General features: G+C 61.7%; 22 protein-coding genes and 1 CRISPR repeat array (1 of these 23 only partly in view). Of the genes, 6 read left to right on the forward strand and 16 right to left on the reverse strand.

All coding sequences use genetic code 11. The features are described from left to right. Positions 1–30 precede the first annotated feature (30 nt). Complete coding sequence (locus NW846_RS08060) at positions 31–2,877, forward strand: tetratricopeptide repeat protein (protein ID WP_414345972.1); 2,847 nt, start codon at positions 31–33, stop codon at positions 2,875–2,877. Here NW846_RS08060 and NW846_RS08065 read toward each other — a convergent pair. Genes NW846_RS08065 through NW846_RS08085 form a run of 5 tightly spaced genes read right to left on the reverse strand, consistent with a single transcriptional unit; the run spans position 2,874 to position 5,899 of the window. Continuing rightward, positions 2,874–3,368: a hypothetical protein gene (locus tag NW846_RS08065; RefSeq protein ID WP_414515720.1), complete on the reverse strand. Its 495-nt coding sequence runs from the start codon at positions 3,366–3,368 to the stop codon at positions 2,874–2,876. The genes NW846_RS08060 and NW846_RS08065 overlap by 4 nt on opposite strands. Then, positions 3,368–4,513, reverse strand: coding sequence for a copper resistance protein CopC (locus NW846_RS08070; protein WP_414515722.1), 1,146 nt, complete (start codon positions 4,511–4,513; stop codon positions 3,368–3,370). Before NW846_RS08070 ends, NW846_RS08065 begins: the two co-directional genes overlap by 1 nt. Positions 4,514–4,530: 17 nt before the next feature. Then, the gene (locus NW846_RS08075) at positions 4,531–5,097 is read right to left on the reverse strand and encodes a YcnI family protein (protein WP_414345977.1); all 567 of its coding nucleotides are present in this window, start codon (positions 5,095–5,097) and stop codon (positions 4,531–4,533) included. Between the two features lie 44 nt (positions 5,098–5,141). Next, positions 5,142–5,489, reverse strand: coding sequence for a hypothetical protein (locus NW846_RS08080; protein ID WP_011431131.1), 348 nt, complete (start codon positions 5,487–5,489; stop codon positions 5,142–5,144). After that, entirely contained in the window at positions 5,489–5,899 is a 411-nt protein-coding gene (locus NW846_RS08085) for a c-type cytochrome (RefSeq protein ID WP_414515724.1), read from the reverse strand. The genes NW846_RS08080 and NW846_RS08085 overlap by 1 nt, the downstream gene beginning before the upstream one ends. An 82-nt stretch (positions 5,900–5,981) precedes the next feature. Here NW846_RS08085 and dnaG point away from each other — a divergent pair, with 82 nt between their 5' ends. Beyond that, positions 5,982–7,877 (forward strand): DNA primase, encoded by a 1,896-nt coding sequence (gene dnaG, locus NW846_RS08090; RefSeq protein WP_099812871.1) that lies wholly within the window; start codon positions 5,982–5,984, stop codon positions 7,875–7,877. A 14-nt stretch (positions 7,878–7,891) separates the two neighbouring features. Here dnaG and NW846_RS08095 read toward each other — a convergent pair whose 3' ends face one another. Beyond that, positions 7,892–9,091, reverse strand: a complete 1,200-nt coding sequence (locus tag NW846_RS08095; RefSeq protein WP_099812872.1) for an NAD(P)/FAD-dependent oxidoreductase — start codon at positions 9,089–9,091, stop codon at positions 7,892–7,894. Positions 9,092–9,344: 253 nt separating this feature from the next. Between NW846_RS08095 and NW846_RS08100 the strand changes: the two genes are divergently transcribed. Further along, complete coding sequence (locus NW846_RS08100; RefSeq protein WP_414345981.1) at positions 9,345–9,959, forward strand: mechanosensitive ion channel family protein; 615 nt, start codon at positions 9,345–9,347, stop codon at positions 9,957–9,959. Between the two features lie 252 nt (positions 9,960–10,211). Here the strand turns inward: NW846_RS08100 and NW846_RS08105 are convergent, their stop codons facing one another. Then, complete coding sequence (locus NW846_RS08105) at positions 10,212–11,189, reverse strand: alpha-ketoacid dehydrogenase subunit beta (RefSeq protein ID WP_011431127.1); 978 nt, start codon at positions 11,187–11,189, stop codon at positions 10,212–10,214. A gap of 342 nt (positions 11,190–11,531) precedes the next feature. Beyond that, positions 11,532–12,386: direct repeats of the CRISPR family, unit length 36 nt; unit sequence GTTCCCCCTTCGGGGGGATCCCTAGAAATTGGAAAC. A gap of 10 nt (positions 12,387–12,396) precedes the next feature. On the opposite strand from NW846_RS08105, the gene pdxA reads away from it, so the two are divergent. Beyond that, entirely contained in the window at positions 12,397–13,446 is a 1,050-nt protein-coding gene (pdxA, locus tag NW846_RS08110; protein ID WP_414345985.1) for a 4-hydroxythreonine-4-phosphate dehydrogenase PdxA, read from the forward strand. On the opposite strand, the gene rpiA is transcribed toward pdxA, so the two are convergent. From rpiA to NW846_RS08150, 8 genes are all read right to left on the reverse strand, one after another. Beyond that, a complete protein-coding gene (gene rpiA, locus NW846_RS08115; protein ID WP_011431125.1) occupies positions 13,403–14,095 on the reverse strand; it encodes a ribose-5-phosphate isomerase RpiA in 693 nt (230 codons plus the stop codon). The genes pdxA and rpiA overlap by 44 nt on opposite strands. Positions 14,096–14,125: 30 nt before the next feature. Continuing rightward, complete coding sequence (rimO, locus tag NW846_RS08120; RefSeq protein ID WP_049749783.1) at positions 14,126–15,508, reverse strand: 30S ribosomal protein S12 methylthiotransferase RimO; 1,383 nt, start codon at positions 15,506–15,508, stop codon at positions 14,126–14,128. 135 nt (positions 15,509–15,643) lie between these two features. Then, on the reverse strand, positions 15,644–16,435 hold the full coding sequence (gene cbiQ, locus NW846_RS08125) for a cobalt ECF transporter T component CbiQ (protein ID WP_414345990.1): 792 nt from the start codon (positions 16,433–16,435) through the stop codon (positions 15,644–15,646). 49 nt (positions 16,436–16,484) lie between these two features. Beyond that, positions 16,485–17,129: a cobalt transporter CbiM gene (cbiM, locus tag NW846_RS08130; protein ID WP_099812876.1), complete on the reverse strand. Its 645-nt coding sequence runs from the start codon at positions 17,127–17,129 to the stop codon at positions 16,485–16,487. Between the two features lie 2 nt (positions 17,130–17,131). Beyond that, complete coding sequence (locus NW846_RS08135) at positions 17,132–17,671, reverse strand: hypothetical protein (RefSeq protein WP_011431121.1); 540 nt, start codon at positions 17,669–17,671, stop codon at positions 17,132–17,134. Positions 17,672–17,728: 57 nt separating this feature from the next. Then, positions 17,729–18,649, reverse strand: coding sequence for a hypothetical protein (locus NW846_RS08140; protein WP_414345992.1), 921 nt, complete (start codon positions 18,647–18,649; stop codon positions 17,729–17,731). A 128-nt stretch (positions 18,650–18,777) separates the two neighbouring features. Next, positions 18,778–19,584 (reverse strand): SH3 domain-containing protein, encoded by an 807-nt coding sequence (locus NW846_RS08145; protein WP_011431119.1) that lies wholly within the window; start codon positions 19,582–19,584, stop codon positions 18,778–18,780. 167 nt (positions 19,585–19,751) lie between these two features. Next, on the reverse strand, positions 19,752–20,120 hold the full coding sequence (locus tag NW846_RS08150) for a hypothetical protein (RefSeq protein WP_099812877.1): 369 nt from the start codon (positions 20,118–20,120) through the stop codon (positions 19,752–19,754). Positions 20,121–20,507: 387 nt separating this feature from the next. Between NW846_RS08150 and NW846_RS08155 the strand changes: the two genes are divergently transcribed. Beyond that, positions 20,508–21,227, forward strand: coding sequence for a response regulator transcription factor (locus NW846_RS08155; protein WP_011431117.1), 720 nt, complete (start codon positions 20,508–20,510; stop codon positions 21,225–21,227). Positions 21,228–21,269: 42 nt separating this feature from the next. Here NW846_RS08155 and NW846_RS08160 read toward each other — a convergent pair whose 3' ends face one another. Further along, positions 21,270–22,148, reverse strand: coding sequence for an ABC transporter ATP-binding protein (locus tag NW846_RS08160; RefSeq protein WP_099812878.1), 879 nt, complete (start codon positions 22,146–22,148; stop codon positions 21,270–21,272). A gap of 553 nt (positions 22,149–22,701) precedes the next feature. Between NW846_RS08160 and NW846_RS08165 the strand changes: the two genes are divergently transcribed. After that, positions 22,702–24,285, forward strand: partial view of a TM0106 family RecB-like putative nuclease gene (locus NW846_RS08165; RefSeq protein WP_414515728.1) — the 5' portion only. It continues 9 nt past the right edge of the window; 1,584 of the gene's 1,593 nt are visible here — the first part of the coding sequence; the start codon lies at positions 22,702–22,704; its stop codon lies beyond the right edge, outside the window.

The following is a 24,285-nucleotide window of genomic DNA, read 5'->3' on the forward strand; positions in this document are numbered from 1 at the left end:
GACCAAGATCACTGCAGGGCAAGCTCGGCCATGGACGACAAGGTTAAGCCGGGAGCCATTCTGCGGGGACGCTACGAAATCCTCGGCCTTCTGGGGCAAGGAGGGTTTGGGGTTACCTACAAGGCGGTGGATCGCGACACTTTCAACACTCCCTGCGTGGTCAAGCGCCTGCGCCCGCTCTCGACGGATCCCTACACCCTGGCCACGGCGCGCAAGCTGTTGGAACGGGAGGCCAAGGTTCTCAACCGGCTCAACAACTACGACCGGGTACCTCGCCTCTTGGCCCACTTCGAGCAGGATCAGGAGTTCTATTTAGTCGAGGAGTTCATTGCCGGGCACGACCTCACCCACGAGCTGGTAGACGGCAAGCCGCTCAGCGAGCCAGAGGTCGTGCAACTCCTGTGGGAAGTTCTCGAGATCCTGCGCCATGTCCACGCCCACCAGATCCTGCACCGGGACATCAAGCCGGCCAACCTGATGCGCCGCGACTTCGACGGCAAGTTGGTGTTGATTGACTTTGGGGCGGTGAAGGAGGTGGGACGACTAGGCAGACCTGCCCCTGGCCAAACCCAGGTGGCGACGGTAATCGGCTCGGTGGGCTACATAGCCCCAGAACAGCTTGGCGGCAAGCCCCAACCCTGCAGCGATATCTACTCGGTGGGGGTGCTGGCCATCCAAGCGTTGACTGGCCGTCCCCCCACCAAGATCCCGGACGATCCGTGTACTGGCCAGCTCCTCTGGCGGGATCTGGTGCCGGTTAGCAAGGAGCTGGCGGAGATTTTGGATCGCATGGTCTGTCCCCGCTGGCAGGAGCGCTTTCAATCGGCGGCTGAGGTAATGGAGGCGCTGCGGCCTCTCCTGCCTACCCCCACCGAAGGTGTAGCGCCTGCTCTCTCCCAGCTTTCGGTGGATCAACTCTTGGCGATGCGCTTGGTAACCCGCGGCCAGGAAAAAGCTCGCCAAGGGGATCTGCAGGGGGCGATTGCCGACTACACGTTCGCCATCCAACTGGATCCCCAGAATGGCCGCGCCTATAGCCAGCGGGGCAGCGCTCGCTACAAAAGTGGCGACTGGGCAGGGGCTGTGGAGGATTTCACCCAGGCCATTCAACTGACAGGAGACGCCCGTGCCTATGTCAACCGCGGCATCGCCCGCTACCGACTGGGGGACTATGAGGGGGCAGTTGCCGATTACACCCACGCCCTCCACCTCAACCCCAGCTGGGCCGTGGCCTACTACAACCGCGGCAACGCCTACCGCCAGCTCGAGCAAAACCAAAAGGCCATCGAGGACTATTCCCGCGCCCTTGAGCTCAACCCCGAGGAAGTACGGGCTTATTTCAACCGCGGCGTAGTGCGCGGCCAGTTGGGAGATGCGCAAGGGGCTGTAGCCGATTTTTCCGAGGTCCTCCGACGGGATCCCCAAGATACGGAAGCTTATTTCAACCGGGGCGTAGCACGGGCGCAGTTGCTGGACTTTCAGGGAGCCATTGAGGACTATACCCAGGCGCTGCAGTTGGATCCCGGCCACTCTAAGGCCTACTACCACCGCGGCCTGGCCCGCCAAGCTTTGGGGGAGTCCCAGGGGGCCATCGAGGATTTTTCCCAAGCCATTGCGCTGCAGCCTGCTGGGGCCTCTGAGGCGGGGGTGGCAGCGCAGGCGGAGCTCTATCTGCAGCGGGCTATAGCCTACCTGGGCAGCAACGCCCTGGAGGCAGCGCTGGCTGACTGCGAACAGGCGCTCCGCCTTAATCCTGCCCTGGCGCTAGCCCATTTCTACCGGGGGCTGGCCCGCCAGGGGTTGGGGGATCCGGCAGGCGCTTTGGCCGACTTCAACCGCGCCCTGGAGTTGGATCCCCAGCTGGCCAAGGCCTACCTCAAGCGTGGGATTGCCCATCTGGAGCTGGGTCACCTGGAAGCGGCTCTGGCAGACTTGAATCAGGCCATTGCTTTAGATGCCAGCGATGTCGGCGCCCGCAGCAGCCGCGGGCAGGTTCACCGGCTTTTGGGGGATCCCTTGGCGGCCCTGCAGGACTACACGGCTGCCCTGGAGCGGGATCCCCGCAACCCGCAGCTCTACTTCGACCGCGGCCAGATCTACTTTGAGCAAGAAGATTGGGCAGCAGCCTGTGAGGATTTCTCCCAGGCGCTGCAGTGGGCAGGCCAGCCGGGGGGCCCCCATGGGCTGGATCTGATGGCTCGTATCCACTTGTACCGGGGCATGGCGCGGCAGCGGCTGGAAGACTGGCAGGGAGCGCTGGCCGATTTCACGGCCTTGATCCAAGAGCAGCCGCAGGCTTCCCAGGGATTTGCCCTGCGGGCAGCGGTACACCTAGTCTTGGGAGACGAGGAGGCAGCGTTGGCTGATCTCGACCGGGCCATAGGCTGCAACCGCGACTGGGGGCTGGCGGATGCGGCGCTGGCCTACCGGCAGCGGGGGGATCTCCACCGCCAGGCCAACCGGCTGCAGCGGGCCATTGCCGACTACACCCAGGTCCTGGCCTTGAACCCGCAGGAGCGCCACGCCCTCCTCTGGCGGGCTCTCCTTTGGGATCAGGCGGGGGAAATAGAGAGGGCCCTGGCCGATTACACCCAGCTCCTGCAACTGGAGCCAGATCCGCAGACGCGCCTCTGGGCCTTGAACAACCGCGGCTGGGCCTACGCCCAACAGGGAGATTTTGCGGCAGCTATCCGCGACTACACGCAGGTTCTCGAACGGGATCCCAGCCACATCAAAGCCCACTGCAACCGTGCCCTAGCCCGCGCTGCCGTTGGTGACTGGCAAGGAGCCTGTCAGGACTTCCAAACTGCTCTCCAGTTGCAAGGATACGAGGGTCGCCTTTGGGAAGAAGAGACTCACTCCCTAGGCAGCTCTTAGCGATCCTCTACCCTGAGCCTAACTTGCTCCCGTCGCTCCTCGAAGTCGCTCACCAGCAGCCTTACCTTGAGCTGCCATTCTCCCGCTAAGGGCAAGAGGACATCTTCCACCTCAAACTGGCCAGGTTCTCTTGGCAGCGCCTGGCGGCGCAGAGGCGGGATCCCACGTGCGGGGAGGTCAAACTCCAGGCTCAGCTCCTGGGCGGGGATCCCCTTAACTTCCACTTGGATGCGGTTGTTGCCAGGGCGGCAGGGCAGGATCTGCAGGCGGAGGCTGCCTTCCGGCCAGCTCAATGTCTCTTGGCAAGCCGGTCCCGCTCCTTGGCCAGGAGGGGCTTGGGCCACCAGAAAGCTGGTCAAGGCCAGCACCAGAACTAGCCCCACCAACTCCAGGCGGACAATTTGGCGCAGGGATCGGCCCGCCGACCAAACCCCCTCTCGCAACGCCGGCAGCAGCCGCAACTTGTTGTGGGCGCCCAAACCCACGATCATCAGCACCAGCAACAGCTTCGCCCAGAGGTACTGCCCGTAGGGGTGCTCCCAGTCCCAGCCGCGGTGGATCCCGCCCCACCCCCCCCCGCCAGCACCAGCCCCGGCACAGCCCAGGTGGCCACATCGGAAAATCGTTGGATGACACCTGCCGATTGGGAAGTCCATTCAAGGACTCCGTCCCGCTGGCGCAATCGGCTCAACAGGCGCTCCACCCCCCACAGCCCCCCCAACCAAAAAGCCGAGCCGGCCAGGTGCAGCCCCAAGAGGGCCATCGTCCCTGCTGGATACTCGCTGGTGAGGGCATGGCCGATGGGCAAAAACGACCCTATCACCGCCACCGACCCCAGGCCGTTGGCCCAGCGGGGCCCGCCCTCGCAGGCCCAGATCAGAACTCCTAGCCCCACTAGCCGCAGTAGCGTACCCCAGCCGTAGGGAGAAAGCATCACACTCAGCAGCTTTTGCCCATTGAGGTGGGGGTAAAGCTGGGCCAAGTGCAAACTGAAGGCCACCAGAGTCAAACTAAGGGTCAGCCAAGCTGCCACGAAAGCCCAGGCCTTAAAGGACTCCGTCCCGCTGGCGCGAACAGAGAGCTCTATTCCATTTGCCCCCAAAACGCTCGAACGCCCCTGCAACAGCCGCCACCAGCCCAACACCCCCACCACAAAGAGGCTGCCCAGGTAGATCCCCCAGCGCACACCTACCAGCGGCCAATATAGGGGATCCCTTTTTCGAACCTGGGCCGCCCTCACCGCTTGAACCAGCTCTGGATCTGCAGTCCCCACCTGGAAGACAAACGAGCCACTCACCGGATGGGAATCAGCGGAAATGGCCCGCCAACTGACAAGGTAAACCCCCTCTGGGATTCCCTGGGGCAAATCCCCCTGAAGCGCCTCGCCCCTGCTCACCAGGTTTTCCAGGGGCAATACCTGTCCATTTCCGTCCAAAACCTGGAGCTGCGTAAGCTGCACCGGCTCATCGAAAACCAGCCGCACTTGCGTCGGCGCTTCCTGGAGCACCGCTCCATCTTCCGGGAAAGTGGAGAGCAAGCTGGCATGGGCAAAAGCGGGCGGGATCCCAGCCGTCCACAGCAAGAGGCCGAGGATCCCAGCCCAAATCCAGGCAAAAACCCTTCTAGGGCGAGACATCCTGCCCACCAGGCCGCCTAGCGGCTGCCGTGACCATGACCCTGTCCACTACCTCCACCTGTCAGCTTCAGCAGCGGGGCCGGCTCCGGCAAGCTATGGGGATCCTCGCCCGGCTGCGCCACCTGGATCCAGCGGTGCACACCTTTTTCGCACTCCTGGATCACCGGGATGGGGATGACCTCGCCGGGCCGATCCGGCAGCTTGGCGCGGATGCTGAACTCATCCATGAGGTCATCGGGCAGCGAGCCGCCACTCCAGATCACTTCGGCAACCGTTTCGGTGATCATCTTCCCGTGGGACTCGTATGGGGTCTTCAGCGGCCTTTTGACCGTCTCGATGTTCCACAGAGGGTGCACCATCGGCTTCACGGAAACAAATCCCTCTGGGATCTGCACCCGCAAGCGCTTGGTTGGGGAGCCATCACATCCATGGGGTACGCGAAAGGTGAGCTTGGTGTAGCTGCCTGCCGGGGCTTCTTGGGGATGGACGGTAACATGAGCCCAGGCAGAAGAAAGAGGCAAAAAGCTCATACCCAAAGCCAGCAGAGATTTTCTGGCTAGAGCTAAGTAACTTTGCAGACCCATTTCCAATCTCCTTTTTTTCCAATTTCTTTAGTTTTCCAATTTCTTCAGGGATGGCGATGGGATCCGTGGGATTCGGTTACGCTCATGCTGTGCTGACCCCAACTGGAGAGGCCCATGGACACCAGGCCGGCGCTGGCCAGGCCCATCGACACCAGCCCAAAAGAGAGGGCGCCCATCGCCACCAGGCCAATGGAGAGAATGCCGTGGGTCACCACGCCTATGGCCACCACCCCGTGGGCGGAGATGCCGACGGCCACCAAACCATGCGCCCCCACACCAACCGACAAGATTTTGCGGCGGGATCCCTGTGCTCCACAGCCCTGCTCCTGCGGCACCGGGGCGACAGAATTTTTCGGAGCCAAGGTCAGATCTTGAGTCCTCTCCTGAGCCATCAGCCTTTGCTCCAGTTGTGCTCAGCCCGGTCGAGAACATAGGCGGCCACGGCTTCGATTTCTTCTGGTTTGAGGAGCTTGCCAAAAGCGGGCATGGCCCCTTTGCCGTTGCGCACCTGGGCTTGGATCAGCTCAGGGGTATCCACGTGGTACTCGTGCAGGGCAGCCAGGGAAAGGTTTTTCGCCGCCACCAGAGTGTTGCGACCGTTCAAGTGACAGCCCACACACTTGGCCTGAAAGACCTTGGCACCCAAAGCCAAATCCGGTTCCGCAGAAGCCACCTGCGGGCCCCAGAAGACGGCGGCGCCGACCAGCAAAAGGAGCAAGAAAAACTTGATGATCCGCATTTTCCTCTCAACAATCTGCAAAAAACCGCTCATGGAAAAATCCAGCTTTTGAAGCCAGACCATTATCTCCACTAGGTCAGGTTAGGTCAAAAGACAGCCTGTCAACTCCCCTGCAGGTACCATAGGGTGCAGGATCCCCAGGGCCATGAGCAGTCTGCCGCCGGAGTTCATCCAGTTGGTGCGCCAGAAGGCCGACATCGTCGAGGTGGTGGCCGAAAAGGTGGTGTTGCGCAAGCAGGGCAAGAATTTCGTCGGCCTCTGCCCTTTCCACAACGACCACAAGCCCAGCTTTCAGGTCAGCCCCAGCAAGCAGATCTACAAGTGCTTTGCCTGCGGGGCGGGGGGAGATGTCATCCGCTTTGTCAGCCAGATAGAGGGCCTTTCCTTTGCCGAGGCGGTGCGCCACCTGGCCCGCCGCTACCATGTGCCGGAGCCCAAGGGATCCCTCTCCCAGGACTACGAGCGCCAACTCTCCCACCGGGAAAAGCTGCTGGAGATTTTGGCCCTGGCTGCCGATTTCTATCGGCATGCTCTCCGCTCCCAGATAGGATCCGCCGCCCGCCAGTACCTGCACAGCCGCCGCCTGAGCGAAGAGACCTTGCAAAAATTTCAAATCGGCTTTGCTCCCCCCGGCTGGCACTCGCTCTACGAGTACCTGGTCAACCAAAAGCGCCAGCCGGTCAAACTTCTAGAAGAAGCCGGCTTGCTGGTGCCGCGCCAGCAGGGATCCGGCCATTACGACCGCTTCCGCAACCGCATCATGCTGCCCATTTTCGATTTGCAGGGGCGGGTCATTGGCTTTGCCGGCAGAGCCCTGGGAGAGGAGCAGCCCAAGTACCTCAACTCCCCGGAAACGGAACTTTTCAACAAGGGCCAGGTGGTCTATGGTCTCAACTTTGCCCGCGAGGCCATTGCCAAAGCCGACCAAGTCTTGGTGGTGGAAGGCTATTTCGATGTCATCGCCCTGCACCAAGCCGGCATCGCCTATGCCGTAGCCGCGATGGGCACAGCCTTGACGCCGCACCAGGTCAAGACTCTGCTGCGCTATACCCAGTCCAAGCGGCTGATTCTCAACTTCGATGCCGACCGCGCTGGGTTGAATGCCGCCAAGCGGGCCATCGAGGCCATTGAAGAGCAGGCGCGGCGGGGGGAAATCGAGCTGCGCATCCTCACCCTTCCTGCCGGGAAAGATGCCGACGAGTTCCTGCGGCAGCACTCGGTCTCCGCATTTGAGGCCCTGCTGGCTCAGGCTCCCCTGTGGCTAGATTGGCAAATTGACCAGGTGCTGGCCGGTCGGGATCTCGCTCAAGGTGCCGATTTCCAACAGGCCTATCAGGCGCTGGTACAACTGCTGGCTGGTTTGGGCGGGCAATGGCGCTCTCTGTACATCCACAAAGTGGCGGAATTGCTCAGCCGGGGCAACGCTCGCCTCTGCCGCGATCTGGAAGAGGACCTGCGCCGGGCCGTGCGCCAGTACCGCTGGTCCAAACCCCGGCAACTTGCTGCCCCCAAGGGATGCAAACTTTTGCAATCGGAGTCCCACCTTCTGCAGATCTTTTTGCACTTTGCCGAGTACCGCCGCGAGATCCGCCAAACCTTGATGGAGCGGGAGCTGCAGTTTAGCTTCCGTCCCCACCGGGAGCTGTGGCAGCGGATCTTGGAGCTGCTCTCGGCCCAGCCGGAGCTGGAAGACCAGGGAGAGGGTCTCCTGACCGCCCTGCGCACCCTCTGCGCCCAAGACGAGGACCTCAACGAGCGCCTCAGCCACCTGCTCTGGCTGGACGAAAATACCCGCTTGGCCCTGATGCGTCCGCGCCTGGTGGTGCGGGCTGCCTTGGCCAACATGGAGTTGGAAATTCGCCAGAAGCGCTACCGCTACTGGACGCAGCTCTGGGATCAGGCCTTTTCCGAGGGCAACACCGCTCTGGCTGCCCAGTACCAGGCCAGCATTCAACAGGAATATCAGGCTATTCAGGCCTTGCAGCGCCAGGTGCAACTCAACCTGGAAGACCTGCTGGAGGCACCGCTGGCTGAAGACTAGGGGGGCTCTTCTCCCTAAGGGAGCGGGGCAGGGGGTGAGGGCCCAGCAAAGCGCGCTGGCGAGAGGCTGGGGAGCCACTCATCCTCTTGTCCATAAGCCTGCTGGGCAAAGCGGCGAGCCAGGGCCGGCAGGATGGCCAAAGGGCTGCTGAAGCCGGAGAAGAGCTGCAGCCCTTCCCAGCCGGGCAGGGATCCCACCAAAGGCTGGTGATCGGCGCTGAAGGCCACCAAGCAGTGATACCACCGCCCAGGCAGGCGGGCCACCTGAGGCAGGTAGCGACCGGCCTGTTCCCGGATCTGGGCTTCGCTGGCAGCGGCATCTACCTCGGCCATGGGATCCGTCAGCACCCGACTAATCTGCCCCAGGCGAAGGCTGCCGTCGAGAAACTGCACGATCCCGACATCCAGGATGGGCGGGCAGAGCTCCTGTCCCGGCTGGTCCCAGAGGGGATCCCGGTCGGGGCGGCCAGCTTGCCGCTCCAGCTCCAAACGCTGCACGGGCGCGCCCATGACGATGGCTCTCAACCGCACCTCCGCAGGATCCAGCTCCAGGGATTCGGCGTGGGTGAAGTAGATAGGAGCCCAGATCCCGGCCTGGCGCAACAAAGCCCGTGTCCAGCCGCCGGCGCACACCACCACCTGAGCCGCTCCGCAGAAGTCGGTATCCGTCTCCACGCCCGTAATGCGCCGGCCCTGGCGCCGCAAGGCCCTTACGGTTTGCAAGAGCAGGGATCCCCCTAGGCGTTGGAAAGCCTTCTGAAAAGCCAGCGTCGTCAACCAGGGGTGGATGTGGCCATGCCGCGCCCAGAGTACACCCTCGAGGGCGGCAGGGTTTAAAAGCGGCTCTAGCTCACAGGCCGCCTCTACAGAAATTCGCTGCGGTGGGATGCGACAGTCGGCCAGATCGGCTTCCACTGCCTCCATCCTGTAGCCAGGGGCAACGGGCATGAGCAGATCCAGCTCGCGAAATTGAAGATCCGCCTCCAGCTCCTCTGACAGGGTGCGGTAGCGCTGGATCCCTTCTTCCCCCAGGGCTTTGAGCAGGGGGGTTTTCCCAGCCCAATGGGCCAGGCCACCGTAGCTGTAGCGAGTGGCACTGGACGGCAGCGCTTCCTTCTCAACGAGGAGAACGGATCCCCCCTGGCGGGCCAGCTCGTAGCTCAAGGCTGCCCCCGTGATCCCGCCGCCGACGACGATCCAGTCGTAGTTGGCCATGCTGCGGCCCTGAAACCTATCTTGTGGCAGAGTGGCTCTTTCAGGGTAGCAAGCACAGCAGAACCTAAGCCGTGGCGGATACCAGCTGAGGCGGAACCCACAGAGAGCCTCCCTGAGTCCTGATCGAGTGTTCCCGCCGAAGTCGAATGGCGTTCTCTGGCGTTCATCGTGATCGATAGCGTAGCAAGGGTGAAGATATGAACGAACTACTGCAAACCATCAACCGCAGTCTTCTAGAGATGGCGTTCGGGCCGTGCGGCGCCTGGCGGGATCCGCAGCCAACCGGTGGATCCCCAGCCCTTCCCTACAAATGCTGCTGGTGCAAGTCAGCCAAGTGGGTGCTTGGGTGGCAGGGATCCTGGCAGCCAGCGTGGTGGCTTTCCCAGATCTGCGCCTGGGAGATCTGATCGGGCTGTTGGGGTTAGGGTCGGTGGCCATCGGTTTTGCTTTTCAAGATATTTTCAAGAACTTCCTGGCGGGCGTGCTGCTGCTTTTGAACGAGCCTTTTCAACTCGATGACCAGATTGTCGTCGGGGATTTTGAAGGTACAGTTGAGGAAATCAGCATTCGCTCCACCCAGATTCGCACCTACCAAGGAGAACGGGTGGTGATCCCCACCAGCCCGATCACGGTCTTAACCGATCGCCCCTTTCGCCGCACCGATCTGGAGATTGGCCTCGACTACAACACACCCCTGCCCAAAGCTTTGGAGGTGCTGCTGGAGGCGATGCAAGGCGTGGAGGGAGTGCTGGCGGAGCCCCCTTTGAGCTGGACATCGTCGGCTTTGGCGACAGCTCCATCGATTTTGTGGTGCGCTACTGGACTCGGCCTCGCAAGGCGGAGGTGCGCCGCGTCCGCACTCAGGTGATATCGCCCTCAAGCAGGCCTGTGACCGGGCCGGATTGGTCATTCCCTACCCGATTCGCACGGTGTACCTGTTCGACCAGCAGGATTTTCAGGATCACCTCCCCACTTCCAGAGCCGCCTAGGGATAGCGGGCCGGCAGCATTTGGAACCGGCTCTCCCCCAGCAACACCGCCTTGGGGTTGGGATAGGTATCTTGCAAAAGGGCGCAGGCACTCCCCGCCCTCCGGCTACTGCCTGCCAGCAGGCAAGAGTCTCATCCGTAGAGGAGCCGCTCCACCGCTGCCACAATATCTGCCGGCTGCACAATGGTGGCCGCTTCTAGCGTGCCGTTGTAGGGGGTGGGAATGTCTTGGGAGGCCAGGCGCACTACGGGCGCGTCCAGCTCGTCGAAGAGTTCTTCCATGATGCGGGCCGTCAGCTCTGCCCCAATGCCGCCCGTTTTCATGTCTTCTTCCACGATGACCACCCGGTGGGTTTTGCGCACCGAAGCAGCAATCGTCTCCATATCGAGGGGCTTGAGGGAGATCAAGTCGATCACTTCCGGATCGATCTCCTGCTCCAGCAGGGTGTCCACGGCCTTAAGCACGTGGTGGCGCATGCGCGAGTAGGTGAGGATGGTAACGTCAGATCCCGTGCGGACAACTTCCGCCTTGTCCAGGGGCAAGAGGTACTCCTCCTCCGGCAGGTCTTCTTTGAGGTTGTAGAGGAGCACATGCTCGAAAAAGAGAACGGGGTTGTCGTCGCGGATGGCCGACTTGAGCAGACCCTTGGCGTTGTAAGGGGTGGAACAGGCGACGATCTTCAGACCCGGCACTGCCTGAAAGTAAGCCTCCAGCCGCTGCGAGTGCTCGGCTCCCAATTGGCGTCCCACCCCGCCTGGCCCGCGGATCACCAGCGGGATCTTGAAGTTGCCGCCGGACGTGTAGCGCAGCATGCCGGCATTGTTGGCAATTTGGTTAAAGGCCAGGAGCAAAAAGCCCATGTTCATCCCTTCCACCACAGGCCGCAAGCCGGTCATGGCTGCCCCGATGGCCAAGCCGGTGAAGCTGTTTTCGCAAATGGGGGTATCCAGGAGGCGCATCTCCCCGTATTTGCGATATAGGTCTTTGGTGACTTTGTAGGAGCCGCCGTAGTGGCCCACATCCTCTCCCAGAACAAACACATTGGGATCCCTGGCCATCTCTTCGTCGAGGGCGGCACGCAAGGCATTGTAAAGGAAGGTCTCGGCCATAGAGGGCAACCGCTGCTCAAAAATGTTGCTAAGTTTCCATTAAACCATTTTGCCGGCAGGGATCCGCTGGCAGACAACCCGCTGGGCAGGGCACCTCGCCCCTAGGGATCCCAACCCCGGTCATGTTGCCAAAAGCACACCAAAACGGTATCAGCAGCTCTGCGAGCGCCTCGCCAAAACCCGCAAATGCCGATTCTTTCGTTGACCCGCTCGATGCCTTGCGCCACAAGGCTTTCAGGCCTCTCACCCCCCCTCTTCGGGGCCCTTTTTTGCCGTTTTCGACCGACCCCCTCGCAAATAGGCCTTGCATTCCTTGCCCCGCTTGGGTTTAATAAGGGTAGAGTTCCCCCTTCGGGGGGATCCCTAGAAATTGGAAACACCACCGGGATCCAAGGAAGACCCAGCCACCAGCGGGTGTTCCCCCTTCGGGGGGATCCCTAGAAATTGGAAACAAAGCCTGCGGGTTCCGCTTGCTCTCCGAGTACCACTCTTGCGAGTTCCCCCTTCGGGGGGATCCCTAGAAATTGGAAACCCGAGTCGCACGTGTCCAACACCCTGGATCCCCGCAGTGTTCCCCCTTCGGGGGGATCCCTAGAAATTGGAAACACCTGCTCCAGAGTTCGCGTCAGCGAGATTTCCGCCTGGTTCCCCCTTCGGGGGGATCCCTAGAAATTGGAAACTACAAGGAAGCGCTGTTGAGTCCCAGCCCCAGGAACCGAAGTTCCCCCTTCGGGGGGATCCCTAGAAATTGGAAACCTTTAACTTCCCCAACCCAGCCTGGAGCATAGAGATCGTTCCCCCTTCGGGGGGATCCCTAGAAATTGGAAACCCCTGATCCCCACAGTGGCAGGGAATAAACTTCCCTGCGTTCCCCCTTCGGGGGGATCCCTAGAAATTGGAAACGACGAAGCTGAGTATCTAGAAGAGTGTTCTGTACCTGAAGGTTCCCCCTTCGGGGGGATCCCTAGAAATTGGAAACAGCCTTGAGTAAGGTTAGATCAACTGCACTTGTCTCAAGTTCCCCTTTCGGGGGGATCCCTAGAAATTGGAAACAGTGCAGCTGCAATTATGTCGTCATTCAACTTTAAGTTCCCCCTTCGGGGGGATCCCTAGAAATTGGAAACACTTTCTTACTAACCTGATAGCATCCAGGTAACTTATGTTCCCCCTTCGGGGGGATCCCTAGAAATTGGACTAGAAATAGAAAATGAGCTTGCTGCTGCCGAAGCTAGCCCTGACATTGGGAGATCCGGCGGGGATTGGGCCAGAGATTGTGCTCAAGGCGCTGGCGGATCCTCAGGTGCAGGCCTGCGCCCAGATAACGGTGGTGGGCGAGCGGCAGGTTTTGGAAGCTACCTACTGCCTTCTGCGCCAGCGAGGGGCAACCGACCTGGCCGACCCGGCAGGGATCCCGGTGCTGGAGGGCGGCAGCGGCTTCTACCTAGAGCCGTCGCGCGTGGGCCGGGGGGATGTCGCAAGCGGGGCGGCCAGCTTTGCCTACCTGAAAACAGCTATTGAAGAAGCGCTGCGGGGCCAGTTCCAGGGGATCGTGACCGCTCCCATTGCCAAATACCTCTGGCACCAGGCGGGCTACCCCTTCCCTGGCCAAACAGAAGTTCTGGCCCAGCTCAGCGGGAGCGAGCGCTACGGCATGCTGTTTGTGGCCCGTTCTCCCCACAGCGGCTGGCAGATCCGGGTTTTGCTGGCCACCACCCACATCCCCCTGAGCCAGGTGCCCCTCACCCTTACCCCGGAGCTGGTGCGCGCGAAGTTGGACTTGCTGGTTGGATCCCTGCGTAAGCTCTTTGGGATTGTCAATCCGGTGATTGCTGTGGCTGGCCTTAACCCCCATGCTGGCGAGCAGGGGCAGCTTGGGCAGGAAGAGAAAATGTGGCTGGCGGAGCTGCTAAGAACCTATCCCCACGCCAAAATCTGGGGGCCGCTTCCCCCCGATACCATGTGGCTAGCGCCCGCCCAGGCCTGGTATGGTCAAGGAGCTCCTGCTGTGGCCGATGCCTACCTGGCTCTCTACCACGACCAAGGCCTGATCCCCGTGAAGCTGCTGGCGTTTGACCGGGCCGTCAACCTAACCCTGGGGCTGCCCTTTATTCGCACCTCCCCCGACCACGGCACTGCCTTTGACCTAGCCGGGCAGGGGGTAGCCCGCGCCGAGAGCCTCAAGCAGGCCATCCTGCTAGCAGCCGAGCTGGCCCTCAGCTCTGCCGCAGCGTCTCGATCCCTTCAGGCCCAGCGATAATGGCCTCCGTGGCCATGCCGATAAACAGGCCGTGCTCCACCACCCCCACCGTTCCCTTGAGCTGCTCGGCCAGCTTGGCCGGATTGGCGATGGGGCCAAACTGGCAGTCGAGGATGTAGTGCTGCTCGTCGGTGAGGTAGGGATCCCCCTCGGCAGTGCGCCGCAGCACCGCCTGACAGCCCAGGGCCTCCACCCGCGCTAGGGTCGTCTTCCAGCCAAAGCGCACCACCTCCACCGGCACCGGGAAGCGGGTGCCCAGGTGGGCCACCTTTTTGGAGGCATCGGCGATGATGATGAGCTCAGCAGCGCTGGCCTCCACCAGTTTCTCCCGCAGCAGAGCTCCCCCTGCCCCCTTGATGAGGTTGAGGGATCCCACTTCGATTTCGTCGGCTCCATCGATGGCAAGATCTAGGCGCGGCTGCTCCTCCAGCGTGGCCAGCGGGATCCCTAGAGAGCGGGCCTGTTCTGCCGTGCGCTCGGAAGTGGGCACCCCAATGAACTGCAGCCCCTCCTTTTGCATTCGCTGGGCTAGGGCGCCCACAGCAAAGGCGGCTGTGGATCCCGTGCCCAGCCCCACCACCATGCCCGACTGCACCTTTTGGGCCGCCGCTTGGGCTGCCGCCTGTTTCAGCTCATCTGCACTGGCCATCTCGCCTTTCCGAAGTTCAACCGAATTATTCTACCGTCCGCTCCAGCTAAAGCCTGCTGGCGCCTCCACCACCTGGCCAAAGAGATCGTAGGGCTCGGCCCGCGTAATCTGCACCGGCACCAGGGATCCCAGGGATCCCGGCCCGCGCACATACACCACCCCGTCCACCTCAGGGGCAAAGCGGGGGGAACGGCCAATCCACTCGCCGGTGCGGGGGTTTTCCTGCTCCAAAAGCACAGGCACCACCTGCCCCACCTGCTCGCGGTTGCGGCGGAAGGCGATCCCTTGCTGCAGTTGCATTAGGCGGGCGCGGCGCTCTTCCTTGAGGGGCTCCGGCACCTGCTGGGGCAGATGGTAGGCGGGCGTGCCCTCTTCCGGGGAAAAGGTGAACACCCCCACATGGTCAAATTGGTGGCGCTGGACAAACTCCAAAAGATGCTGGAAGTGCTCCTCCGTCTCGCCGGGAAAGCCGACGATAAAGCTGGTGCGCAGGACAGCCTTGGGCAGGGCCTGGCGCAGCCGTTCGATGAGCCGGTCGTTAACCTGGCCCTGCCAGGGGCGGTTCATGGCCTTGAGGATCGCTGGGTGGCTGTGCTGCAGCGGCAGATCCAGATAGAGCAAGAAATTGGGCGTCTCCTGAATGGCCTCCACCACCGCCGGCGTAATGCCCGTGGGGTAGGCATAGAGCATGCGGATCCAGGGGATGGGGATCTGGCCCAGAGCGCGGATAAGCTCGGCCAGCCGCGGCTCCCCGTAGAGGTCGAGCCCGTAGTTGGTGGTGATCTGGGAAATGAGGATTAGCTCCTGCACCCCTTCTGCAGCCAGTTGTTCTGCTTCCCGCAGAATGGACTCGATGGGGCGGGAGCGTTGCTTTCCCCGCAGGTGGGGGATGATGCAGAAGGAGCAGCGGTAATCACACCCTTCCGCCACCCGCAGGTAGGCCACCGGGGCATGGGTGGTGCGATAGCGGGGGACGGTCTCGTCGGCAATGTAATCTAAGCTCGAGGTAACGGCGTTAACCCGCTCTCCCCGCTCTGCCCGCTGGATAACCTGGACAATCTGGTGGTAGTCGCCGGTGCCGACGATGGCCACCGCCTCGGGGATCTCCCGCAGCAGCTCCTCTTGGAAGTGCTGCGCCAGGCAACCAGCGATGATGATCTTCTTGCCCTGCACCGCCAGCTCCATCAGGGTGCTGACCGACTCCCGCCGCGCCGCTTCGATGAAGCTGCAGGTGTTGACGATGACGTAGTCAGCGCTGTCTTCGTCGCCCTCCACCCGGTAGCCTGCCTGGGCCAGCAGGCCCAGCATGTGCTCGGTGTCCACCCGGTTTTTCTCACAGCCCAGGTGCAAAACGGCAACAGCCGGCGCTTCCTTGAGGGAAGAGGTAGACAAAGCGGTTTCTAACCAGTTCATAGCCCCAGGAGAGGACGCGCAAATGGCGACAAGAGCTGAGAAGATTAAAGCCTTCTTATTCTAGTTCTAGTTGGGTTTTGCTTTTAAAGGCGGGGAAGAGAACCGTCTATCTTGTCTAACTCGCTGCCAACCCGCTCAATCGGGATAGCCCCCAAAGTTAACCAAAACCAAGCCAACAGCCACTGCCAGCGCCAGCCCGGTGGCCGCCCAACTGCAGGGATCCCCGCCAGCCGCTGGCGGCACCAAGGGCGCCCGCCCGTAGCCCCGCAGGCGCAGCGCCTGGTAAACTCGCTGCGAACGTTCGTAGCTGCGAACCAACAAAGTGCCCACGGCAGCAGCCAGAAAGGGCAGGTCTTGCCGCCAAGTTGGCCCAGGCTGCCACAGGGATCCCCGCGGTCGCCAGCCCCTCAGCCGCGCGGCCCGCTGCATCCGCTGCCACTGGCTGCCCACTTCCTGCAAATAGCGCTGGGTTAGCCAGGCCAGTTCCAGGAGGAGGTCGGGGATCCCCAGCGCCCGCAAAGCTGCCAACAGGGCCGGTAGGGGAGTGGTCTCCAACAGCAGCGTCGCCAGCGCTAAAAGCGCCAGGCTGCGCCCGCCAAGGCAGAGGGCCCTCTCCAGCCCCTCCCAGCGCAAAGCCAGGGATCCCCAGCGCCAGAGGAGGGTGTCCCCAACGGCAAAGGGCAGGAAGAGGACAAAGGCTATCAACAGAACGCCGGGAGCGGCCAGGCGTCTGAGCCCTCGGCGCAGAGGCAATCCGGAGAGCCCCCAGAGAAAAGCCACCACCGTCCAGACCAGGGGTAGCAAGGCCAGGCGCTGCACCTGGGCAAAGGCCGCCATCAGTGCCAGCAGGCCAACCAGCTTGGGCAGGGGCCGCCAGCGGTGCAGCCAAGAAGGTGGCGGCGGCAGGGGAGCTTGTGAAGAAAGCATCCTCTCCCTAACCGGCATGGCCCGACGACAGGGATGAACAGCCTCAGCCCTATCTTTGGGCATCTTCTCCCAGCAGCTCCGGCTGCACCCGCTGCAAAAACCCCACCACCCAACGGGTAAACAGCCCCTCCACCACCGCCAGCGGCAGGTGGGCAGCTACCAAACTGGTCAGAGCCAGGTGCTCTGCCGAGGTGGAAGGGATCCCCTCCCTGCGCAGCGCCGCCAGCACCACGCCGTAAAACAGCAGCGCCGCCAGCACCACCCCCACCGCTCCCGCCCAAAAAGCGGCCCAGCCCGTGCCCAACCAGCGCCGGCTTGCCCGGAAGATCCCTCCTGCCAGAAGCGCCGGGATCCCCATAATGGCGGCGTTGATCCCCAGGGTGGTCAACCCCCCATGCCCAAAAGCCACCGCCTGAAAAAACAGGCCCACCACAATTGCCGGGTAGGCCAAGGCCCCCAGCATCACGCCCATCAGCCCATTGAGCAGCAGGTGCAGGCTGGCCGGGGGAAAAGGCAGGTGAAGGGAGGAGGCGACAAAAAAGGCCGCCGTGAGCAGCGCTGCCTTGGGGAGCTGGCGGCGGGGATCCTTTTCCAACCGCTGGAGGAGGTGTAGGCTCCAACCCGTAAGCAGGGCAGTGATGCCATAACCCCCCAGCCAAAGCGGTGCTGGCAAAAGGCCCTCGCTGATGTGCATGGCTAGTCTTGGCTCAAAGCGGCAGCATCCACTGGGGAGTCGGGGAGTTCTGGGCCTTGGAAGGGGCGGGGCCGGGAAAAAAACAGGGCCGTGCCCAAACAGCCCCAGATAACACAGGCAGCCATAACCCCCCGCTGCAGGGGGCCAAAGCCAGGGGAGGAGGGGCTGGGGATCCCTTCTGCCTGCATACCCTCCTCGCCCACCGGCACGTTCACCACCCCGCCGTGGCCGGCCTGGCGAATGCGCACCTGCCACAGTCCCTTAAGCTCAGGATCCGGCTGCAGCCAAAACCGGCCCTCTCCGTCTGTCTCTCCCTCCTGCCAGGGGAGAGTGGGATTGGTGGGCGCAAACACCGTAACTCGAGCAAAACGCATCGGCTCGCCGGAATCGTAGCGGGCCTGGATCTCAAAGGTGGGAACAGCCCGCCAAGAGGCCTCCACCCCATGGCCCCAAGCCGGCGGAGATAGGAGCAGGCCCAAGGCCAACCAGCTCAGTTGCCAGGAAGGGGAAAAAGGGATGCGCTTTGGCCAGACTGAGTTCATCGGTCAGCAAAAGACAGAGGACACCCTTCGATCTCAAAAGCCACCCAGGCCTAAAACCTAAGGCAAGGATCCCGTCCCGCCGAGGCCGCCAGAGGAGGCGCGGCAGTGGCCCTCTCCCACGTGCCCCAAGCTCTGCAGGCTCTGCAAGACGGCCTGGGCCCTAGGGGATCCCTCCTGCAGGCTGCCCCAGTCCACCTCCAGCGGCTGGGATCCCGCCTTTAGCCCTTGCTCGAGGGAGACTGGGTCGACTGGGTCTAACTTCACAAGGGAGGCAAACCCCAGCGCCGCTGAGTTGAGGTCGTCCTTGGGAGGCAGGCTGCCATTCCCAAACAGGTGGTCGAAGTGGAAAGTCGCCTCCAGATCCGCCACCTGGCCTGCCCGGACAAAGCCCTTGCGCGTCTCCCCCACGTACTCGCCGCAGACAAAAGCCAGCTCGGGGCTGAACTTGAGCACAAAGGGGATCGCCTCTCCCTCCCCTTCTGCCGGTCGAGCTCTGCCCTCGATCCAGAGGGAGTAGCCCTTTGCTGGCCCCTCCGCTGCCGGCACTAGGCGCCAGGCCAGGGCGTTGTAGTGCCCAGGGGGGGCTTCCAGGGATCCCAGCAGGGCTCGCTCCGGCACCAAATCCACCGTAAGAGGCCCTGTCAGGCTGACCAAGGCCTTGGCCTGGAGCTCGCCTTCCCCTTGCGGATCAAAAGGGGGATCCGTCTGGTAGGCCGTAATGTCCGCCAGCGTCACGTACACATGCTCAAACTGCAACGCCCAGCCCTCTTTGGAGACCAGCCCCTCCCGCAGGAACGCTTCGCCGTTGGCCCACAGCTCCAGCGTGCCCGTAGCCGAGGCAGAGATCGCCTGCCCATCCCTGGCTGGCCCCGGCTCGACAGGCGGGCGACAAGCCGTCATGCCGGCTCCCAGACCCAGGGCCACCAGAACCATCTCTTTGGCCAGGGGTCGCAGCAATGACCACTGAAACCAAGACACCAGGTGCTGCCTCCAGTGTAAGAACTCCCTCCCGCTAGCGCGCCTGCCCCTCCCGACAGCGGCTGGCGGTACTGTCCCAGCCAACCACAAGCTCTCGCCAACCTACAATCCCCCACCGGGGCATCTTGCTACTCTTGCGCCAGGTTGCCGGCCCGCACCCAACCTTCCTGCCCGTTCTGGCGCCGGATGCGCTGCCAGCGGCCATCGGCGCTGTACTCCAACACCGTCACCACCTCATTCATGGGCAGGCCACCAATGTAAGCCCCTTCCCGGTCAGGAGTGGCCCGTAGCGCCAGGCCAATCGGCTCGATCACCCGCCCCTGCGCACCTGGGGCAATGCTTGTTGCTGCGGGGGGCCGAGTCGGCAAAGGAGTGGACTCTGGTGTGGATTCGACCGCAGGCGTTGCAGCAGTTGTGGCTGAAGCAACCGCTGCCCCACCCTCCACGGGGCCCAAATTGCCGGCCCGCACCCAGCCTTCCTGGCCGTTTAGCTCCCGCCGCACCCGCTGCCAGCGGCCATCAGCGCTGTACTCCAGCACCGTCACCGTTTCCCCCGCCACAATTCCCCCTTGGTAGGCTCCGTCAGCAGAAGGCTGGCTGCGAATGGCTAGACCTATGGGCTCGATTACCCGCCCGCGGCTGCCGGGGGGAAAGGCCTCAGGGTCGATGGTGCCCGCCGCCGGCAAGGACTCCGTCCCACTGACGCGAACAGAGGGGGAGGAAGGCAAACTTGTCGGGCTGGGTAAGGGATCCACACGCACCGCGCGAGGAAACTGAGGCGCCGCAGGAGGAGCCAGCAGGGGGGCAATGAACCGCCACGCCTGCCAACCCAGAGCAGCCAAGACCCCAACCGAGAGGCTCAGTGCCATTAAGGTGCCGAAGGGAAAACCGCTGGCAGCAGGAGAAGAACGGCCTCGCATTGGGTAGTTAGCCATCCAAAACTCAGCTCCCAAAAGCCGGAGACGAAAGCAAAGGGCTTTGCCAACGCTTGCAAGTACCAGAGCATCTCTGGTACTTCTAGTTTCGCCTCTGTGTACTGCCTTGGGAAGCCACCTACCCAGGGGCAACGCTGTCTGGAGCAAATCAGTAGCAAGTTTAGTTTCTACTTAGTGAACATATTCTCCCAGTCGGTGGTGAGAACCTCGTGGCCAAATGTCCACCCGGCCAGGAGCAAGGGCAAGGCCAAGCCCAGGAAGCCGAAGAAACTGATGACCTGGGCAATTTGTCGCTGGGCCCTTTTCTTTTTCGGGTCGGGGATGTAATTAGCAGCTACTGTGAGCTTTGAGCAAAAGGCCACCACCACCGCCCCCACCGGTCCCAAAACCAGCGAAGGCCACAGCCAATCCGCTACCTGCGCATACTCGTAGGCCCGGGTAAACGGCATGATGACAAAACACGCCAGCTCCAGGATCCCCCAGGTGAAGAGGGCCAACTGGATATCTTTGCGAAAGACTTCGTTGGGATTGTACATAGGCTTCTGGGATAAACCGGCGTGCAACTTTAAGGTTTGGCCTGCAAGTACAGAAGTGGCGAGGTTTTTGAATGGGCTTCTCTCTGCGGGCAAGAAGCTGCTGCGCGAATCCCTTTTACCTTACCCTTTCCCTTTCCTCCGGACAACCCAGTAGAATGAATAATGCCTGAGATTCTTGGGTTAGCCTCCCTTGATTTACCCAGAGAAAGAGGGTTCCAGAAAGGCCAAGCTCCTGGTGCAATCCAATGGGTAATGTAAAAACCTGAAGCTATTTGTTGTAGTCTGGATGGGCTGCCCTCTCCTGCCCAGGCGCAAAATGCGTTTGCCCTGCGGGCAGGGCTTTTCTACAACTCTGCCTCGTGCTGACTGTGAGAGCGTCAAGCTGCCATGTTACGCATCCTCATCATCGATGACGATCCCAGCATTTGCGCGCTGCTCAAGCGGTATTTGCAGAGGCAGGGGTACTCAGTCGAGGTAGCGACGACGGGGGCCGAGGGCCTCCAGCAGTTGCGCGCTTTTCAGCCAGGCTTGGTGATTTTGGATCTGAATTTGCCGGATGTGAGCGGCTACGACCTTTGCCAGCAGATGCAAAAAGAGACCGGCGTGTATGTGTTGATGTTAACCAGCCGAGTGAATCCTGCCGACAAGCTGCAAGGATTTCAGCTAGGCGCAGATGACTACCTGACCAAACCCTTCAGCCTGCCGGAGTTACAGGCGCGGGTACAGGCTATCCTGCGCCGAGGGCGGACGAGAACGGAAACAGGCAGCGCGCCGGTTTTGACTTTTCCCTCCTTGGTGATCGACCCGACCACCCGAGAAGTTATCCGTGACCGTCGCCCGATTAACCTGACCGCTCTAGAGTTTGATTTGCTCTACGCCATGGCTCGACACCCAGGACGGGTGTGGCGACGGTCTGAGCTGATTCAAGAGGTGTGGGATTTTAACCACGAGGGAGATGAACGGGTGGTCGATGTCCACATCGGCCAAATTCGCAAGAAGCTGGAAACCGATACCAGCCAACCGGAGCTGATCCGCACCGTGCGCGGAGTTGGCTACAAGTTCGAGCCCCCCACTCCAAAGGAGGGATGGGGAGAGGAAAAACCGTAACCTCCCTCTTTCCGAAGGAGAGAGGTTGAGGCTGAGGGCGCGCTAATCCAGGCGACGGCCCGTCAAGCGTACAAAAATATCTTCTAAGTTGGCAGGGCGCACCATCAGGCCGGTTTTGTCGGGTTCCGCTTCCAACTGCCGCTGGGCCTCCGCCAAGCTGGGGAAAAAGGTGTAGCTCACCTCCTGGCCAGGGCGGGAGCGCACCAGCAGGGCTTCTCCGTACTTGGCCCGCAACTGGTCGGTGCTGCCCAGCTCGATTAGCTTCCCGCCGTCCATGATGCCGATGCGGTCACACAGCTCCTCGGCCTCTTCCATGTAGTGGGTGGTAATCAGCAAGGTCATCCCCTGCCGGTTCAGATCCCGCAGGATCTCCCACAGCAGCCGCCGCGCCTGGGGATCCAACCCAACGGTTGGCTCGTCCAAAAACAAAATTTGAGGCCGGTGCAACAGCGCCCTGGCCACCTGGAGGCGCCGCTTCATGCCGCCGGAGAGGGTCTTCACTTTGTCGTGCCGCCGGTCGGCCAGCTTCACGTACTCCAGCCACTCGTCGATGCGCTGCTGCCGCTCCGGGTTGGGGATGTGGTGCATGCGCCCATGGAACTCCAGGTTTTCCCAAACCGTCAGCTCTGCTTCCAGGGTGATGGGCTGCAACACCACGCCGATCTGCCGCCGCACCGCCAAGGGATCCCGCACCACATCATACCCCCCTACGCGGATGGATCCCTGGCTGGGGCGGGTCAGGCTGGTGAGCATGCGGATGGTGGTGGATTTGCCGGCGCCGTTGGGCCCTAGCAGGGCAAACACCTCCCCCTGCGGGATCCGCAGGCTCAAGTCCTGAACCGCCACCTGCTGCCCAAAACGCTTCCACACCCCCTGCATTTCCACTGCCGCCGGCTGGGTCTGGGACAGGGCCGGGGCCATCGAAAGAGCGCTTACAGTCGGCTCCATCTGCGGGTGTAAAGAAATCTTTCTCCTTTAGCATACGCCAGGGCAGCCCCCCAAAACAGGTTTCTGGCGGGGAGCCCTTGGGCGGTCTCCTTTTGCTTTTTCAACTTCTCTAGGGCTGTGATCTCGCTCATCATCGTTTTCCCGTCAGCATTGAAAATGGTGAACGAGACCCAGTATTGACAAAACCACACCTAGCCCAGCAAATTGCGCAGAACAGCTCAGGCATTGGCCTAGCTGCTGAGCAACAATGAAGAGGCAAGGTGGGGTCAAGCCCCAGCTTTTCCCCAGCCAACAAAACGCAGCAATAGCCAGATGCAAAACAGAGACCGATTTGACCAAATTGATTTCCGCCTCGATCGCCTGGTAGGGGCGGTACTGACTTTGGCTGAAGCCGTCAATATCCCTCACCTTTTGTCAGCTCAAGATCCCAGGTCGTAAGGGATCCCCAAAAGGCGTGCCAAAATGGCAGCAGAGCTGAGGTTGTCCGCCGTTGGAGTTCCAGCAGGGTTCTGTTGACGCAGAAGAGTTGCTGGCCTTTTTTCGCTGTCGGCGCCTGCCCTACCTAGATCGCTTTGGGCCTCAAGAAGCCAAGCTGCCGCCGGAAAGCCTGCTGGAGCAATGGCGTCGGGATCGTCAAGCCCTGCAAGCTGCTGTGCTGGAGCGATTTCCGGGAGAAGAGGTGGCGCCGGGCAATGAAGCTCTCTTAGCAGCTATGGCAGCAGGGGCGGAACGGATCTACGGCGGCCAAGTCGTCGCAAAGCTGTTTTGGGAAGTGGATCCGGAGGGAGCGGCAGAGGCGGAGCCTACCGACTCTGAAGTTGCCCTCGCCCCCTCCCTTGAGACAGAGGTGGAGCTCACCGAAGACAACTCCACCGACAAGACATCCTCCAGCCTTGCGCTGCCGCCTGAGGCTATTCCAGAGTTTCGTTCCGTTTGGGTAAGCAGCTCCCTGGATCTCTTGATTCGGGATCCCTCCAGTATCGGCAAGGGCCAGCTCTCCTACCTACCGGTTCACATTCGCATTGGCAAGCGCCCCAAGCCGGAGTACGAGTTGTTGTTGGCGTTGCAGGCCGAGTTGCTTGGATCCCTGCAGGGTCAGGTACCCAAATGCGGCTTCTTGATCTTAAAAGACGGGAAGTGGCACCTTGTTCACCTCAGCCGACGCCGCACCCAGGTGCGTCGCTTGCTGCAAGATTATCTGCACTCCCTTGAGCAGGCGGAGCCGCCGCAGGTGTTTATGGCCCGCAGCCGCTGTCATCTTTGTCACTGGCGGGAGCACTGTCGGCAGTTGAATGCCGTCGCCCAGCCCCTCAGCCTGCTGCCGGGCGTAACCGGATTCCGCTATCCCCTTTTGCAGGAGGCAGGGATCCATTCGATTGAGGCTTTAGCTAACGCTCGCCTGGAGATGCTCCAGGCTATCCCCAAGCTGGGAGCCGGCGTGGCCCTGCAACTGCAGCTTCAAGCCCGTGCCACCCTCAGCCGCAAGCCCCTCTGGCTGCAATCCCCGCCTCAGGCTCTGCCGACAGCGCCCGTGGAGCTGTACTTCGATATCGAGGCGGATCCCCGCCACAACGTCGCTTACCTACTGGGCTTGCTCGTGGTAGAACAAGCAGAGGAGAACAAGGTTGTCAACTACTACAGTTGCCTAGCTGCTGAGCCGCGAGAGGAAGGGCAAGCCTGGCAACAATTCCTACAGCTAGTTCAACGCTACCCTGAGGCCCCCATCTATCATTTTCACAGCTTTGAAGTACAGACTTGTCGGCGACTGGGGGAGCAGCACCAAACGGATCCCCGAGAGGTGCGGCAACTGCTGAAGCGCTTTGTAGATTTGCACAGCTGGGTTCAGCGCTCGGTAGTGCTACCCATCGAGAGCTACTCCCTGAAAAACATCGCTCGCTGGCTGGGGTTTAAGTGGCGACTACCCGAGGGCAGTGGAGCCCACTCCATCTACTGGTACAGCCAGTGGCTGGAAACACGAGATCGCCGCTATTTGGAGCAGTCGCTCATCTACAACGAGGACGACTGCCGGGCTACCTATTGCCTTAAAAACTGGCTAAGCCAAGGTTCGGTTCTTGCCCCCGTCGACGGCCCAAGCCCAGATACTTGGGCC

This window comes from Synechococcus sp. W60.3 (genome assembly GCF_047502615.1).
GTDB lineage: Bacteria > Cyanobacteriota > Cyanobacteriia > Thermostichales > Thermostichaceae > Thermostichus.